General features: G+C 72.4%; 12 protein-coding genes and 1 tRNA gene. 8 read left to right on the top strand and 5 right to left on the bottom strand.

Annotation, left to right across the window (positions count from 1 at the left end):
* Positions 1 to 53: 53 nt before the first annotated feature.
* The 5 genes from OHB09_RS09600 to OHB09_RS09580 all read left to right on the top strand — a co-directional run bounded on the left by OHB09_RS09600 (position 54) and on the right by OHB09_RS09580 (position 9177).
* On the top strand, positions 54 to 2534 hold the full coding sequence (locus OHB09_RS09600) for a phosphoribosyltransferase (RefSeq protein ID WP_319350879.1): 2481 nt from the start codon (positions 54 to 56) through the stop codon (positions 2532 to 2534).
* Positions 2531 to 3418 carry an HAD family hydrolase gene (locus tag OHB09_RS09595; RefSeq protein WP_319350878.1) on the top strand — a complete coding sequence of 296 codons (888 nt, stop codon included), beginning with the start codon at positions 2531 to 2533 and terminating at the stop codon, positions 3416 to 3418. Before OHB09_RS09600 ends, OHB09_RS09595 begins: the two co-directional genes overlap by 4 nt.
* A gap of 877 nt (positions 3419 to 4295) precedes the next feature.
* Entirely contained in the window at positions 4296 to 6455 is a 2160-nt protein-coding gene (locus OHB09_RS09590; protein WP_234528186.1) for a transglycosylase domain-containing protein, read from the top strand.
* Between the two features lie 45 nt (positions 6456 to 6500).
* Positions 6501 to 7778, top strand: a complete 1278-nt coding sequence (locus tag OHB09_RS09585) for a polysaccharide deacetylase family protein (RefSeq protein ID WP_006137637.1) — start codon at positions 6501 to 6503, stop codon at positions 7776 to 7778.
* A 232-nt stretch (positions 7779 to 8010) separates the two neighbouring features.
* On the top strand, positions 8011 to 9177 hold the full coding sequence (locus OHB09_RS09580; protein WP_050811046.1) for an amidase domain-containing protein: 1167 nt from the start codon (positions 8011 to 8013) through the stop codon (positions 9175 to 9177).
* 69 nt (positions 9178 to 9246) lie between these two features.
* Here the strand turns inward: OHB09_RS09580 and OHB09_RS09575 are convergent, their stop codons facing one another.
* Complete coding sequence (locus OHB09_RS09575; RefSeq protein ID WP_328729414.1) at positions 9247 to 10587, bottom strand: coiled-coil domain-containing protein; 1341 nt, start codon at positions 10585 to 10587, stop codon at positions 9247 to 9249.
* 183 nt (positions 10588 to 10770) lie between these two features.
* Entirely contained in the window at positions 10771 to 11541 is a 771-nt protein-coding gene (locus tag OHB09_RS09570; protein ID WP_167795827.1) for a DUF4097 family beta strand repeat-containing protein, read from the bottom strand.
* Positions 11542 to 11722: 181 nt separating this feature from the next.
* Here OHB09_RS09570 and OHB09_RS09565 point away from each other — a divergent pair.
* Positions 11723 to 11794, top strand: a tRNA-Val gene (locus OHB09_RS09565).
* Between the two features lie 192 nt (positions 11795 to 11986).
* On the opposite strand, the gene OHB09_RS09560 is transcribed toward OHB09_RS09565, so the two are convergent.
* Positions 11987 to 12304, bottom strand: a complete 318-nt coding sequence (locus OHB09_RS09560; protein WP_006137641.1) for a putative quinol monooxygenase — start codon at positions 12302 to 12304, stop codon at positions 11987 to 11989.
* Positions 12305 to 12421: 117 nt separating this feature from the next.
* Between OHB09_RS09560 and OHB09_RS09555 the strand changes: the two genes are divergently transcribed.
* Together OHB09_RS09555 and OHB09_RS09550 are read left to right on the top strand one after the other, a co-directional pair.
* The gene (locus OHB09_RS09555) at positions 12422 to 13417 is read left to right on the top strand and encodes a GlxA family transcriptional regulator (protein WP_167794018.1); all 996 of its coding nucleotides are present in this window, start codon (positions 12422 to 12424) and stop codon (positions 13415 to 13417) included.
* Positions 13418 to 13568: 151 nt separating this feature from the next.
* Positions 13569 to 14213 (top strand): DedA family protein, encoded by a 645-nt coding sequence (locus OHB09_RS09550; protein WP_006137643.1) that lies wholly within the window; start codon positions 13569 to 13571, stop codon positions 14211 to 14213.
* Here OHB09_RS09550 and OHB09_RS09545 read toward each other — a convergent pair.
* Together OHB09_RS09545 and OHB09_RS09540 are read right to left on the bottom strand one after the other, a co-directional pair.
* Positions 14210 to 15301, bottom strand: a complete 1092-nt coding sequence (locus OHB09_RS09545; protein WP_191892432.1) for an IS630 family transposase — start codon at positions 15299 to 15301, stop codon at positions 14210 to 14212. The two genes, OHB09_RS09550 and OHB09_RS09545, sit on opposite strands and share 4 nt — an antisense overlap.
* Positions 15302 to 15520: 219 nt before the next feature.
* Entirely contained in the window at positions 15521 to 15760 is a 240-nt protein-coding gene (locus tag OHB09_RS09540) for a DUF2277 domain-containing protein (protein ID WP_006137644.1), read from the bottom strand.
* Between the last annotated feature and the right edge of the window lie 39 nt (positions 15761 to 15799).

The following is a 15799-nucleotide window of genomic DNA, read 5'->3' as shown; positions in this document are numbered from 1 at the left end:
CACGACCACCCACGACCCACGACCACCCACGACCCACGACCGACAAGGGAACGATGAGTAACGACAGCGGCAGAGGCGGCGAGGGCGACGTGGTGTGGTCCGGGGCGTGGGTGGCCGAGCGGCTCGGGGTCGAGCTCGCCGGCGAGGAGAACCTGGGCGAACTGCTCGGGCTCGCGCTGCGCCGCAACCCCAAGCGGGCGCATCTGCTGGTGTCCCAGGTCCTCGGCAAGCACGTGCCCCAGCGCCCCTCCGTCGTGCACGGGCACGGGCACGCGCTGGGCCGGCGGGTGCGGGAGCTGCTGGGGGAGGAGGCGCGGACGGCCGTCGTGCTCGGCTACGCCGAGACCGCCACCGGCCTCGGGCACTGCGTCGCGGACGGGCTCGGGGGCGCCCCGTACCTGCACTCCACGCGCCGGCCGGTCGCCGGGGTCGCGCCGGCGGGGGGTTTCGAGGAGTCCCACTCGCACGCCACCTCCCATCTGCTGCTGCCCGCCGATCCGGGACTGCTGGCGGGCGAGGGGCCGCTCGTGCTGGTCGACGACGAGTTCTCCACCGGCAACACGGTCCTCAACACCGTGCGCGCGCTGCACGGGCGGTTCCCACGCCGGCGGTACGTGGTGGTGGCGCTCGTGGACATGCGGTCCGAGGAGGACGCGGGACGTCTCGCGGAGTTCGCGGCGGAGATCGGGGCGCGGGTCGACCTCGTCGCGGGGGCCTCGGGGAGGGTCCTGCTGCCGGACGGGGTGCTGGAGAAGGGCCGGGCCCTGGTCGAGCGGTACGAGGGGACCACGCGGGCGGAGCCCCCCGGCCCCGGTCCGGCCGCCCTCGGTGAGGTACCGCGGGTCGAGCTCGGCTGGCCGGCGGGGGTGCCCGACGGCGGACGGCACGGGTTCGCCGCCGGGGACCGGGAACGGCTCGAGGCCGCGCTGCCCGGGATGGTCGCGCGGCTCGCCGAGGCCCTGCCCGCCGCCGCCCGTCGCGTGCTCGTGCTCGGCAACGAGGAGCTGATGTACGCACCGCTGCGGCTCGCGCTCGGGCTGGAGGAGGCGCTCGGCGAGGACTACGAGGTGCGGTACTCCACCACCACCCGCTCACCCGTGCTCGCCGTGGACGACCCCGGGTACGCGATACGCAGCCGCCTCGTCTTCCCCGCCCACGACGAACCCGCCGACGGCCCCGGTGAGCGGTACGCCTACAACGTCGCCGGCGCCGGGTTCGACGCCGTCCTCGCCGTCGTCGACTCGGCCGGCGACACCCCCGCGCTGCACGCGCCCGGGGGGCTGACCTCCCGGCTCGCCGCGCACGTCCCGCACGTCCTGCTGGCGGTCGTCCCCTCGTACACGCCCCCGCCCGCACCCCCCGTCGAAAGGCCCTCCATGCTGCCCGAGCCGCTGCGCGGCCCCGCCTTCTCCTCGTACGCCCCCGAGGAGGTCGGCTGGCTGCTGCAGGACCTCTCCGAGGTGACGCTGGAGGCCCCCACCGAGGAGCGCGAGGAGGCCATCCAGAGCGGCGGCGCCCACTACGCCGAGTCGCTGCCGGTGGAGTACCAGCCGAGCGAGGAGTACCAGGCCCTCTTCCACGCCGCGCTCACGACCTCGGCCGCCCGGATCGCCCGCGCCGTCGGCGTCGTCACCGAGACGGTGCTCGCCGAGCGCTCCCCCCGGCCCGTCCTCGTCTCGCTCGCCCGGGCCGGAACGCCCGTCGGCGTCCTGATGCGCCGCTGGGGCCTGTTCCGGCACGGCCTCGACCTGCCGCACTACGCCGTCTCCATCGTCCGCGGGCGCGGCATCGACGCCAACGCGCTGCGCTGGCTGGCCGCCCACCACGACCCCGCCGACGTCGTCTTCGTCGACGGCTGGACCGGCAAGGGCGCCATCACCCGCGAACTCGCCGCCGCCGTGCGCGACTTCGAGGCCGCGGGCGGCGCCGCAGGCTTCGACCCCGAGATCGCCGTGCTGGCCGACCCCGGCTCCTGCGTGCGCACGTACGGCACCCGGGACGACTTCCTCATCCCCTCCGCCTGTCTCAACTCCACCGTCTCCGGGCTGATCTCGCGCACGGTGCTGCGCGCCGACCTCGTCGGTCCGGACGACTTCCACGGCGCCAAGTTCTACCGCGAGCTGGCCGGCGCCGACGTCTCCGCCGCCTTCCTCGACGCCGTCTCCGCCCGGTTCGCCGAGGTGGCCGAGGAGGCCGGCGCCCGCGCCAAGGAACTCCTCGCCGCCGACCGCACCCCCACCTGGGAGGGCTGGGCGGCCGTGGAACGCATCAGCGAGGAGTACGGCATCCACGACGTCAACCTCGTCAAGCCCGGCGTCGGCGAGACCACCCGGGTGCTGCTGCGCCGGGTGCCGTGGAAGATCCTCGCCCGGGCCGGGGCGGGCGCCGACCTCGACCACGTGCGGCTGCTGGCCGCGCAGCGCGGGGTGCCGGTGGAGGAGGCCGGCGACCTGCCGTACTCGTGCGTGGGCCTGATCCACCCCCGCTACACCCGGGGTGCGACCGGCGCCGACGGCAGGGCGGTGACCCGGTGACGCACCCCGCCCCCGCGGAAGGGACCGCCCCGGCGGAAGGCACCGCCCCCGTCGTGGTCGCCAGCGACCTCGACCGCACCCTCATCTACTCCGCCGCCGCCCTCGGCCTCACCGTGCCCGACCGGGAGGCCCCCCGGCTGCTGTGCGTCGAGGTCTATCAGGGCCGCCCCCTGTCGTACGTCACGGAGACGGCGGCCGGGCTGCTCGCCGCGCTGGGCTCGGCGGCGGTCTTCGTGCCGACCACGACGCGCACGCGGGAGCAGTACCTGCGCATCCGGCTGCCCGGGCCCGCGCCCCGGTTCGCCGTGTGCGCCAACGGCGGGCATCTGCTGGTCGACGGTGTGTCCGACCCGGAGTGGCACGCCGCCGTGCGGGCCCGGCTCGACGAGGAGTGCGCGCCGCTCGCCGAGGTGCAGGCGCACCTGGCCGCCGCGGCCGACCCCGCGTGGCTGCTCAAGCACCGGACGGCGGACGAGCTGTTCGCCTACCTGGTCGTCGAGCGTGCACTCCTGCCCGGTGACTGGGTGAAGGAGCTCGCGGTGTGGGCGGAGCCCCGGGGCTGGACGGTCTCGCTGCAGGGCCGCAAGGTGTACGCGGTGCCGAAGCCGCTGACCAAGAGCGCGGCGGTGCGGGAGGTCGCCCGGCGGGCGGGGGCGGGCCGGACGCTCGCGGCGGGCGACTCCCTGCTCGACGCGGACCTGCTCCTCGCGGCGGACCTGGCCTGGCGCCCGGGCCACGGCGAACTCGCCGAGGCGGGCTGGACGGCCCCGGGGGTCACCGCGCTGCCGGAGCGCGGCGTGGCCGCGGGCGAGCGCATTCTGCGGGAGTTCCTGGGCGCGGTGCCGGCGGCGGAGCCCGGCGCCGGAGGGCCGGCCCCGGCGTAAGGGCCGCCCGCCCCGTGGGCGCCGCCGTCGAAGCGGCCGGGCGGCGTTCACTGGGGGCACGGGCGTGTGTGAACCGCCGTCCCTCGGCCGCCCGCCGGAAAATCCCTGGTCAACCCTGTCGCACAGACCCCACCCTGACGCGTACTCTCCGTACACCGCCTGTTCTTGACCATTTCTCATTCGTCGCTGAACGAAGAGTGCGCAGTGGTCACTGATAATTTATGCGTGCCGCGATGAGCCGCATGTCGTGGGAGGGGGGCTCGCAGCCGCTGTGTGCGGCAGCTGCATCTACCCGCGCGCGCAACACCGAGTGCGGAGGGAGACGCAGTCGTGACCCATGCCCGGCATCGAACCGATGCCCCGCAGCCCCTGGGCCGTCCCCGTTCCGGAGCCGACCATGGATAGCGGGGAGGGCGAGGAGCGCCCCGGCCGCCGTGCGACCCCGCCGAAACGATTCGGACAGGGCCCGGCCGAAGACCCGGCCCCCGGCACACCCGAGTGGCCGAACCATCCCGAACGGTCGGAACGTACCGAAGAGTTGGAACGCGCGGAAGACGTGGAACGCCCCGAGCGCCCGGAACGCCCCGAAGGCCCCGAACATCCTGATCGTCCTCACCGTCCTGTCGGTCCGCGGCGCCCGATACCTGCCGCCTCGCGCGAGGACTCCCCGGGAGCCCGCAACGCCGGGAACACCGGGAACGCCCGCGACTCCCGCGCGCGTGACCGGGACGGGGGCGAGGAGGGCGAGGAACCCGACCGCGAATCGGGCGAGGACGCCGCCGACACCCGGCGGCCCGACGAGACCATGGCCCTGCGGGTGCCTCCGCCGCCGGAGGAGACGATGGCCCTGCGCCGTCCTCCCTCGCCGGAGGAGACGATGGCGCTCCGCGTGCCCCCGCCGCCGGACGAGACGATGGCGCTGCGCGTCTTCACTCCCCCCGAGCCCGAGGCCGGGTCCGGGGCCGACGAGGAGTCCCCGGACGCGCCCCGGCAGCGCGGGTCCCGCCGCAAGGCGAAGCCCAAGGCCAGTGCCACGGTGCCCTCCGCCGTCGCCCGGCTCCTGGCGCCCCTCGCGCCCCTCGGCGCCCGACTCGCCCCGTACGCGCGTCACTTCAAGCCGGTCTACCCGCGCCCCGGCCGCGCGGACTGGCGCCGCTGGCTGCCCTCCTGGCGGCAGTGGCTCGGCGCCTTCCTCATAGCCTTCGGCCTGGGCACCGGCACCCTGGCCGTGGCCTACGCCGCGACGGACATACCGGAGAACCTCAACACGTACGCCACGCAGCAGGACAACGTGTACTTCTGGGCCGACGGCACGCCGATGGCCCGCACCGGCTGGGTGCAGCGCCAGGCGATGCCGCTGGACGACATCCCCGCCGACGTCCGCTGGGCGGTCCTCGCCGCCGAGAACCAGAGCTTCTACTCCGACCCCGGCATCTCCCTCAAGGGCATCTCCCGCGCCCTGTGGCGCACCGTCGGCAAGGGGGACACCGAGGGCGGCTCCACCATCACCCAGCAGTACGTCAAGAACGTCTACCTGAACCAGAACCAGACGGTGAGCCGCAAGTTCACCGAGGCGATGATCTCCCTCAAGCTCGACAACCAGATGAGCAAGGACAAGATCCTCGAGGGTTACCTGAACACGAGCTGGTTCGGCCGGGGCACCTACGGCATCCAGCGCGCCGCCCAGGCGTACTACGGCAAGGATGTCAGCAAGCTGAACGCGAGCGAGGCCGCCTTCCTCGCCTGTCTGCTCAAGGGCGCCGGCCTGTACGACCCGACGCTGAACCAGACCAACCACGCGCGGGCCGTGGACCGCTGGAACTGGATCCTCGACCGCATGGTCAAGATCGGCAAGCTCTCGGCCTCCGAGCGCGCCACGTACAAGACGTTCCCCGAGCCCCTCAAGAGCAACCCGCTCTACGACACCGGTGAGCAGAGCGACTACCTCGTCCAGCTCGCCGCCCAGTACGTCAAGAAGTCCGCGCACCTGACGGACAAGGAGTTCGACCTCGGCGGCTTCCAGATCTACACCACCTTCGACAAGAAGCGGGAGAAGGTGCTCACCGACACCGTCACCAAGGCCCGCAAGAAGGCGCTCGACGAGGACCCGAAGGCGAAGAGGACCGCCCACTACGGAGCCGCCTCGATCGCCTCCGACGGACGCGTCATCGCCGTCTACGGCGGTCCCGACCACCGCACGCAGGGCTACAACGAGTCCAACGCGACCACCGTCCCTGCGGGCACCGCCTTCCTGCCCTTCGTGTACGCCGCCGGACTCGAGCACGGCGTCACCAGGAAGCGCGACGCACCGCGCACCCCCGTCACCCCCGAGTCGGTCTACGACGGCGACGACGGGGTGCCCGTGACCACGCCCGAGGGGCCCTACTGGGACCGCAGCGGCAAGAAGGTGGCCGCGCACAACGACGGGAAGAAGGACTGGGGGCGGATCAGCCTGGGCAAGGCGCTGGCCCACTCCGTCAACACCCCGTTCATGCAGCTCGGCATGGACACCGGGCTGGACAACGTGCGGGACACCGCGGTCGCCGCCGGGCTGCTCTCCTCCAGCATGGGCGCCCAGGTGCCCGACCTGTCCCTGGGCAGCTCCCGGCCCAGCGCCATCCGGATGGCCAGCGCCTACGCCACCTTCGACGCCGGGGGCCGGCACACCGAGCCGTACTCGGTGCGCCGTGTCACCCACAACGGGTCGACGGTGCCGATGGACCGCCCGGCCGTCCGGCGCGCGATGGGCGCCGACGTGGCCGGCCAGGTCACCGAGGCGCTCACCGACTCCTTCCACCTCGCACATCCCACCGCGGCCGCCGCCTCGGCCAAGGTGTCGGGCAAGGCCGGCACCACCGAGGACGACACCGCCTCCTGGTACGTCGGAACGGACAAGGAGATCTCGACCGCCGTGGTCGTCTACCGCATGGACCTGGCCAAGAGCCTCGAACCACTGCCGCTGAAGGGGCTCGCCGGCACCGCCGCCGACGGCGTCCCGTACGGCATCTGGTCGCGCGCCATGGCCCCGCTCGGCTGACGACCGCGTCAACCCGCCACCCCCTCCTCCCAGATGGTGCACCGTATGAAACAGACCTCCGGCCACCGCCGCCGCGCCCGTCCCCGCCGCAACACCCGCCCCGGGTTCCTGGTCATGGCGCTCCTCCTCGTCGTGGCGTCGCTGTCCGTCGCCTTCCTGACGCTCAGCCGCTCCGACGACGCCGCCCCGGCCGCCTCCGCCAGGGAGGGCACGGGGGCGAACTCCGCCAAGGCGTCCAAGGAGCCGGAGTGGGACGGGAAGACGAAGGTGCTCGGGGACGGTTCCACCTCGTACACCGGCCCGCAGACGGGCCAGTTGAAGGCCGTGCCGCTGAAGAAGGGGGAGAAGCCGCCGCAGTTCGTGGTCTTCTCCTGGGACGGCGCGCTGGAGGGCAGCGACCACCTGTTCTCGCACTACCGGGAGCTGGCCAAGGAGTACAACGCCCACATGACCTTCTTCCTCACCGGCATCTACCTGCTGCCGAAGGACAAGAAGGACCTGTACGACCCGCCGATGCACGACCGGGGCGGCGCGGAGATCAGCTATCCCACCGACGAGCACATACGCACCACGCTGGAGCAGCTCCGCAAGGCGTACGAGGACGGCAACGAGATCGGCACCCACTTCAACGGCCACTTCTGCGGCGCCAAGGGCGGCGGTGACTGGAGCGTGGCGCAGTGGAAGAGCGAGATCGACCAGTTCTTCGAGTTCGCCGAGAAATGGAAGACCAACACCGGTTACAAGGACATCGATCCGCTGCCCTTCGACTTCCGCAAGGAGGTCACCGGCGGCCGCGCCCCCTGCCTGGAGGGCCAGCCCAATCTGCTCAAGGCCATGAAGGACTACGGCTGGCGCTACGATGCCAGCTCCCCGGGCGACTTCCAGATCTGGCCGACGAAGAAGAACGGCATCTGGGACTTCCCGCTGCAGATGCTCCCGTACGAGAGCGGCAAGTTCCAGGGCCTGTCCATGGACTTCAACTTCCTCTACAACCAGTCCGAGGGGGAGACACAGGGCGACCCCGCCAAGTTCCCCCAGTGGCAGCAGCAGACGGTCGAGTCCTACATGGACGGCTTCAACCGGGTCTACTACGGCAGCCGGGCGCCCCTGTTCGTCGGCAACCACTTCGAGGACTGGAACGGCGGCATCTACATGAAGGCCATCGACCAGGTCGTCAAGAACGTGTGCACCAAGAAGGGCGTCAAGTGCGTGTCCTTCAAGGAGCTCGCCGACTGGATGGACGTGCAGAAGCCGGCCACGCTCCAACGGCTGCGCAGCCTCGACCCGGGGCAGTCGCCGGACTGGTCGACGGTGGTGCAGTGACGTCCGCCCGCGGAGCCGACCGCCCGCCGGACGCCCGGGTGGGGGTGACGGAGGATCAGCTGATCGGTGATCATTCTGCCGCTTCGGACATCTCCGGAACAGATCGGTTCTGTGAAGTTTCCTGACGTCTCTTGTGCATCCCCCTTCACAGGCGATACAGGGGACGTGGCATCATTCCAGCCCCCGGCGTCCCAGTGCCGGGCAGAGGGGAAACTCAGTGAAGTCAAGGAAATTGAGCCACAAGCGGCGACGCGCGACCATATTCACCGCGGCGGCCGCCTCGGTCGTCGCGGGCGTCGCCCTGGTGCCCAACTGGAGCGCGGGCGCTTCGACGGTGGACCAGCCCACCGTGGACAAGCAGACGAAGGCGACCTTCCAGCGCCTGGCCGACGCGGTCTTCACCGGCCGCACGGACGCGCTGGTCGCCAGTGACAAGCAGCAGTACCGGGGCCGCAAGTCCCTGTCGAACCGCTTCCACGGCGACGTCCGGCTGTCCAAGTCGCTCACGCGCAACGAGAACACCGCGGTCTCCCAGCTGCGGGACCGCAAGAAGCGCCTCGCCTCGCTCGGCGAGCAGTACAGCGGCGGCAAGACCAGCGTCACGCTGGGCAAGACTCGTGTCAACGGCGACCGCGCCACCGCCGAGGTCACCGAGACCACGACGCTGACGTACGCCGAGGCCAAGGGCAAGGAGCCGAAGACCACCGGCTTCCAGGCCCACCACAGGCTGTCGTTCGCGGCCGACGGGAACGGCAACTGGCGGCTGACCGAGGTGCGGGACACGGACGACGGCGTCGCCGTCAACCAGCCCACCGCGCCGACCGTCCCCGAGCCGACCACGGCCACCGACGACAACCCGCCGGAGGCGACCCGCTCCGCCACCACGCGGAACCCGGCCGCCAACCCGAAGAACCTCACCTCGGGCACGTACAACTACAAGGCCATGGCGGACTACGCCACGAAGTACTGGAGCAACTACAACCCCGACTACCCCAACTTCAACGGGGCGGGCGCGGGCGGTGACTGCACCAACTTCGTCAGCCAGGCCCTCAAGGCCGGCGGCTGGAAGCACGAGCCGGGCTACACGTACGACTTCCACAAGTGGTTCGGCAACGCCGACATCCAGTCGGACTCGTTCGTCGGCGTCAACGAGTTCTCGTGGTTCGCCCTCTCCTCGAAGCGGGTCACGGGCCTCGCCAACGTCTACCAGATGGACGTCGGCGACGTGCTGCAGGTGGACTTCGACAAGGACGGGTCCAAGGACCACACCATGATCGTCACCTCGCGTGTCAACGGTGTGCCGTACCTGACCTACCACTCCACCAACACGTACAACCGTTCGGTGGCGAGCGTCCTCGCCTCGTACCCGAACGCGGCGTACTACGCGTACCGCACCTGAGCGGCCGTTTCCCCCGCGCCCCGCTCGTCATGAGGGCGCGGGGGAAGCGCGCGGGCGCTCGTCCGGGGCTCAGCTCCCGCCGGCCCGCTCCCCGCGGATGTCCGCGACGACCGCCGCGGCGGCCCGCCGCACGGCGTCCGTCTCCACCAGGAAGTGCCAGTAGTCCGGGTGCCGCCCCTCGAGGCCGGCGACCGCCCGCTCCAGCCGCTCCACCGCGGCGTCCAGCGGCCTCGCGTGCCGCGGCTCCGGAGTCGTCCGGCCCGCCATCGCCAGCCGCTGCGCGTCCCGCACGGCGAACCGCGTCCGTTCGATCTCCGCCTGCGGATCCTTCTGCACGGCGTTGAGCCGCCGCAGCCGGTCACCGGCCGCGGACACCGCCTCGTCCGTGTCGTTCAGCAGCGCCCGCACCGTCGCCAGCCGCGAGGTCGCGTCCGCCCAGCGCTGCTCCTGCCGGGCCGCCCGCGCCTCCGCCAGCTTCCGCTCCGCCTGCCGCACGTTCTCGGCGGCCATGTCCGGCACCGGCTGCAGGTCCTGCCAGCAGGCCGCCACGAACCGCCGTCGCAGCTCGCTGAGGACCGGCTCGACCTGGCTCGCGCGCGTGGTCAGCGCCTGCGCGCGGGTGCGCAGCGACACCAGCCGCTTGTCGATCTCGGCGGCCCGCTCCGGCAGCCGCTCGGCCTCCGCGCGCACCGCCCCGGCCTCCCGGGACACCCGCTCCGCGCGCTGCAGCGTGTCCCCGACACCGTGCCGGCCCGCCCCCTCGTTGAGCCTCGTCAGCTCGGGGCCGAGAGCGGCCAGCCGGGCGGCGAGATCGTCGGCGTTCAGCCCCGTGCCCCGCACCGCGTCCAGCGCCTGACCGGCGGCGCGCAGGGCCTGCCGGGCGCGCTCGACGGCGGGGGCGAGCCGGGCGAGCTGCGTCTCCGCCTTGCCGAGCAGCGGGCCGAGGCCCTCGGCGAAACGATCCAGCTCCTGCTTGACCCGCTGCAACTCGTCCTTGGCGGCGGTGAGGTCGCGCCGGGCGCGGGAGGCGGCGGAGGCCTCGAGGTCGTCCCGGTCCAGGTCGAAGGCGTCGACGGCGGCGATGTAGCGGCCGCTGACCTCGTCTATGCGGTGCCCGAACTCCTCGAAGCCGGAGAGCGCCCGCCGGGCTGCGGGGGAGTCGTCGACGGCGGCGATGGTCTCGATGGAGATGCGCATGTCCCGCTGGGCGGTGTCCAGCTCGTAGAACGCGGACGCCGCCGCGTCCTTGGCGGCCTGCGCCTCGGCCCGCGCGTCCTCCGAGCGCCCGCCGAACCACCTGCGGGTCCCGCCCCCGGTGAACGCCGCCGCGAGCAGAGGTGCGGCGAGCATCGGCAGCGCGAACAGGGCGAGCGTGTCGCGGGCAGCGCGGAGAAGGGGCGCGACGGGCATGTGCGCGAACGTCTGCCGATGGTGTCTCGACTGTGTGTACGGCTCTGGCGGTGTCGCCGGCACATCCCTCTCCCGTACTGTCGTCCGCTGCCCGGTGTTCATTCTCCCACCGGTTGAGGACGAACACACGGGTGATCCGGTTCGCCGTGACGACCACCCCGCCCGCGGGCGGGGGAGTGCCGGTCAGTCCCCAGCGGGGCGCACGGTCACCGAGCCGTCCTGGGTGCGGGCGCCGATCACGTGGGCGCTCCCCTTGTCCCGGGGCACGGACACGTGCACGGAGCCGTCCTTCGACGTGGCCGTCACCCGGTACGCGGCGTGCGGCAGCGTCAGCGTGAGGGAGCCGTCGTCGCTCTCGGCCTCGACCCGGTCGGGAACGGCGCGCATGTCCAGGTGCACGGAGCCGTCCTTCGTGCCCACGCGCACCCTGCGCGATCCCACACCGCTCGCGTGCACCGACCCGTCGTCCGAGTGCAGGGACAGCGGCCCCGTGACATCGCTGACGCGCACCGTCCCGTCGGCCGTGCGGATGTCGACCGCCGAGCGGAAACCACGCGCGGTGACGCCGCCGTCGTCCTCGCGCACCTTGACCGCCACGCCCCGCGGCACCTCGATGCGGTGCTTGGCGGAACAGTCCGCGACGAAACCCGAGCAGTGCGTGCGCAGCACCAGCCGGTCGCCGTCGACCTTCCACGAGACCTTCGGGTCGCCGCCCAGCACGACCTTGCCCTTGAACCACCGGGTCACGCGCACCTTGTCACCGTCGCCGGGGACGAGCACCAGCGTGGAGTCGTCCGAGTCCACGGTGAGCGTCCGCCCGTGCAGCGCGAAGGACCGGTGGTCGGGCGAGGTGTCGTCCCCCGCGTCCGCACCGCACCCCGCCGCCACCGCCACGATCCCGCCCAGTACCGCCGTCGCCCACAGCCCACGCCGCCGATTCGCCGTCCTGCCCACCGCAACCCCCATAGCGCCGGCGCCCGCACGGTACGGCCGCTCCTCCACTGCTCCACGACCGTACGGACCCGCGGCCGCCCCGACGATCCGGCCCGCTGCCCTCCCCGAGGTGGGGATAACCCCCGCCCACGACGGGTTTGCCGCCCCGGCCCCGCGGCAGGGTAGGCTGTCCACTCACCCCGGGCGCGTAGCTCAGCGGTAGAGCGCTGCCCTTACAAGGCAGATGTCGGCGGTTCGAAACCGTCCGCGCCCACCGGCCCGAGAGCACGACGAAGGCCCAGGTCGACCGGCATGAGACCGGGGACCTGGGCCTTGATCTTTTCCGGCGGGAGTGGGGACGCCGTGCCGGCCACGTGCCAGTTCCTCCTGCGTCGACCGCGATCCGCTGCGGGCAGCGCAGCGCGCGGCTGACGGAGTGTCCCCGCCCACCGGTTCGGGGCGGGGGTCAGGCGGGGGTGGGGGCCGGGAGCTTGGTGGCGAGGATGTCCACCGGGCGGATGTCCGGGGTCTCGGCCAGGAGGCGGGCCCCCTGACCGAGGAGGGCCTGGGCGATCCTGCCCTCGAGATGCGCCCGCCGGGCGTCGTCGGTGCCGAAGGCGTCGAAGACGCCGAACGTGGTGGGGCCCAGCCGGAAGGCGAACCAGGCCACGGTCCCCTCCTCCGCCTGCGCCAGGGACAGGGCGCCGGTGAGCAGGTCGTGAACTTCCCCGACGTGGTCGGGCTTCGCTTCGATGCGGGCCAGCAGGCCGAGCGGGAGGTGCATGGGAGAGGGACTCCTCGGTGTCGTTCGCGGTGGTGTCGTCCGGACGTGCTCCCAACCTAGGGATCACCGACCGGGGCCCCCAGTGGCAGATACGACAGATCCACTACCGTTCCCGCCATGAAGGTAGCGGTGCTGGTCGTCGACGACGTGTTCGACTCGGGGCTGACGTCCGTACTGGACGTGCTGCAGTCGGCCAACGAACTGCGGGCCGAACTGCCGCAGCCGCCACCGCCCTGGGAGGTCGACCTCGTCGGTGTCCGCGCCGCCTCCGTGCGCACCGGCAGCGGACTCGTCGTCCGGACGACGCCCGCCGACCTGTCCGGCACCGGGCGGATGCCGGACGTGCTGGTCGTGCCCGGCGTCACGTACAAACAGCCGGGACCGCTGCTGGAGTGGGTGGCGGCCGAGGCGCAGCGACCCGCGCGCGAACTGCTGCGCCACCACCGCGCCGCGGGCGTACCCGTGGCCGCCGCCTGCACCGCGACCTTCCTGCTCGCCGAGAGCGGCGTCCTCGACGGCCTGGAGGCGACGACCAGTTGGTGGCTGGCACCCCACTTCCGGCGCCGCTACCCGCGGGTGCGTCTGGACGAGACGCACATGCTCCTGCAGGCCGAGGGCGTCCTCACCGCCGGGGCCGCGTTCGCGCACCTCGACCTCGCGCTCGCCCTGGTCCGGCAGCGCAGCCCGGCCCTGGCGGAACTCACCGCCCGCTACCTGGTGATCGACGCCAGGCCCGCCCAGTCCGCCTACGCCGTCCCCAGTCATCTGGCGCGCGCGGACCCACTGGTCGACGCCTTCGAACGCCGGCTGCGCGCCCACCTCGACCAGCCGCTGAGCATCGCCGACACCGCGCGCGCCCTGGGCAGCAGCGAACGCACGCTGCAACGCGCCTGCGACCGGACGCTCGGCATCTCGCCCGTGCAGTTCGCGCAGCAGATCCGTCTGGAGCAGGCGGTGCACCTGCTGCGGACCACCGAGTTGTCCACCGAGGCCGTGGCCCGCCGCGTCGGTTACCACAACGCCACCACGCTGACCACGCTGCTGCGCAGCCGCCGGGACACCAGCCCCGGTCTGCTCCGCAGGCCCCCGGCCCACGGCCGGCCCGCACGGTAGGGTCCACGCGCCCCGTGTTCACGCCGTGTGCCCCCCGTGACCCGGCTGTCACCCCCGCCGCGTACGCTGTATGGCTGTCACAGGCCGCCCTGCCGCTCCCCCGCGACGTAGCGGCTGGTCGTGTCCACGGGGGAGTAGACGGGGAGTCTCGGTGCTGGAGAGTGTGGGGCCGCTGGTCGGCAGCCCGTGGATCTATGCCGCCGTGGCCTTGTCCGTGCTGCTCGACGTGTTCGTGCCGCTGCTGCCGAGCGGGGTCCTGGTGATCACCGCCGCGACGGCCGCCGCCGCGGGGTCCGCGGGCAATGCGACCGCCGTCGCCGGGGACGTCGTCGTGGAGCACGTGCCGGACATCCTCGTGCTCGCCCTGTGCGCGGCCACCGCCTCGGTCGTGGGCGACCTGTTCGCGTACCGCGTCGGCCGGCGCGGGGGTGAGCGGCTGGACCGGGCGATCGCCCGGTCCCGGAAGCTGACCAGTGCGCAGGAACGTCTTGGCGCGGCCCTCGCGCGGGGCGGCGGTGCGCTGGTGGTGCTGGCGCGGTTCGCCCCGGCCGGCCGCTCGGTGGTCTCGCTCGCCGCGGGCGCCGCACAGCGCCGGGTGCGCGACTTCCTGCCCTGGTCGGTGCTGGCGGGCGTGGCCTGGGCCGCCTACAGCGTGGCGCTCGGCTACTTCGGCGGGCAGTGGCTCGGCACGACGTGGCTGGCCACCGGCGTCTCCCTCGGGGCACTCTTCATCGCGGGCGCCGGCGCCGGCTACCTCGTACGCCGCCCGGTGGCCCGGGAGGACGGCGCCGCCTAGTGACCTGAGTCGGAGATTCGTCGGCAGTATGCGGCGACTTTGTCGAGGATCTCGTCGGCGGTCTTCGTCCAGACGAACGGTCTTGGGTGCTCGTTCCAGTCGGCGAGCCAGCCTCGGATGTCGCGTTCAAGGGCCTGAACCGAGCGGTGGACGCCGCGCTTGAGCTTCTTCTGCGTGAGTTCGGCGAACCACCGCTCGACCAGGTTCAGCCAGGACGCGCTGGTCGGCGTGAAGTGCAGGTGGAACCGCGGATGGGTCAGCAGCCACCGCTTGATGTCGGGTGTCTTGTGGGTCGCGTAGTTGTCGAGAATCAAGTGGACCTGGAGACCGGCAGGGACTTCCTTGTCGAGCTTGGTCAGGAATTTCTTGAACTCCGATGCCCGGTGGCGGCGGTGCAGGGAGCCGATGACCTTGCCGGTGGCGACCTCAAGTGCGGCGAAGAGGGTGGTGGTGCCCGCGCGGACGTAGTCGTGGCTGCGGCGTTCGGGAACGCCTGGCACCATCGGCAGAACCGGCTGGGACCGGTCCAGGGCCTGGATCTGCGACTTCTCGTCCACGCAGAGCACCAGGGCCTTCTCCGGCGGGTCGAGGTAGAGGCCGACGACGTCGCGGACCTTGTCGATGAACAACGGATCAGTGGAGAGCTTGAACGTCTGCGACCGGTGCGGCGCGAGAGCGAAAGCCCGCCAGATCCGCGAGATGGTCGACTGCGACATGCCCGTAGCCGCGGCCATCGATCTCGTCGACCAGTGAGTCGCGTTCTTCGGCGTCTCCTCGAGTGTCTTGACGATGACCCGTTCGACGTCCGCGTCCGTGATCTTCCTCGGGACGCCGGGCCTCGGGTCGTCGCACAAGCCGTCCAGGCCCCGTTCGAGGAAACGCCGCCGCCAGGTGCGGACCGTGTCCGGAGTGATCCGCAGCCGGCGCGACACCTCCATGATCGAGTGCCCCTCGGCGCACTCCAGCACGATCCGCGACCGCTGAGCCAGAGCCTGGGCCGTCGAACGACGACGCAGCCAGCCCTCCAGCACAGCCCGCTGGGCATCAGTGACGGACAACGGTGGAATCTTCGGACCCGGACGACTCATACTCAACCAACGACGAATCTCCGACTCAGGTCACTAGGGTCTTTCGCCCGGATCAGGCCGGCTGGGAGGCGCGGTGCGTCTTCGCACCGACCCGAGCGGGGTCCGGTGCGTGCGGCCGCACAGCGGAGGAGGGCGCCAGGGCGGAGCCCCGGCAACCGACGACAACGCCGCGGAGGCGCGTGCCGGACCCCGCGACGCCGGAACGATCCGAACGAGGCCCTAGACGCCGGTTGCCGCTTCCGCGCGGGGCGCTCCCCGGACCTCCAGGCCGGACAGGAGTTCCGCCGTGGCGGCGGCGACGGTCTCCACCGCCCGGTCGAAGACCTCGCGGTTGTGCGCGGCGGGGGCGCGGAAGCCCGACACCTTGCGGACGTACTGGAGCGCGGCCGCCCGGATCTCCTCCTCGGTGGCCTGCTCGGGGAGCGCGGGCGGGCGGAGGGTCTTGATGCTTCGGCACATGCGTTCAGTCTGGCACCGAACGGGCGGGGAGGGGCGGCT

It is taken from the genome of Streptomyces griseoaurantiacus, from assembly GCF_036189845.1.
GTDB classification, from domain to species: domain Bacteria; phylum Actinomycetota; class Actinomycetes; order Streptomycetales; family Streptomycetaceae; genus Streptomyces; species Streptomyces griseoaurantiacus.
The sequence above is the reverse complement of the archived record's forward strand: the minus strand, read 5'-3'. Positions and strand labels throughout refer to the sequence as shown.

Excerpts from the sequence above, each read along its gene's own strand:
- OHB09_RS09540 (WP_006137644.1), bottom strand. The coding sequence starts at position 15,760 with ATGTGCCGAAGCATCAAGACCCTCCGCCCGCCCGCGCTCCCCGAGCAG.
- OHB09_RS09590 (WP_234528186.1), top strand. The coding sequence starts at position 4,296 with ATGGCGCTCCGCGTGCCCCCGCCGCCGGACGAGACGATGGCGCTGCGC.
- OHB09_RS09585 (WP_006137637.1), top strand. The coding sequence starts at position 6,501 with ATGAAACAGACCTCCGGCCACCGCCGCCGCGCCCGTCCCCGCCGCAAC.
- OHB09_RS09560 (WP_006137641.1), bottom strand. The coding sequence starts at position 12,304 with ATGCACCTCCCGCTCGGCCTGCTGGCCCGCATCGAAGCGAAGCCCGAC.
- OHB09_RS09600 (WP_319350879.1), top strand. The coding sequence starts at position 54 with ATGAGTAACGACAGCGGCAGAGGCGGCGAGGGCGACGTGGTGTGGTCC.
- OHB09_RS09555 (WP_167794018.1), top strand. The coding sequence starts at position 12,422 with ATGAAGGTAGCGGTGCTGGTCGTCGACGACGTGTTCGACTCGGGGCTG.
- OHB09_RS09545 (WP_191892432.1), bottom strand. The coding sequence starts at position 15,301 with ATGAGTCGTCCGGGTCCGAAGATTCCACCGTTGTCCGTCACTGATGCC.
- OHB09_RS09575 (WP_328729414.1), bottom strand. The coding sequence starts at position 10,587 with ATGCCCGTCGCGCCCCTTCTCCGCGCTGCCCGCGACACGCTCGCCCTG.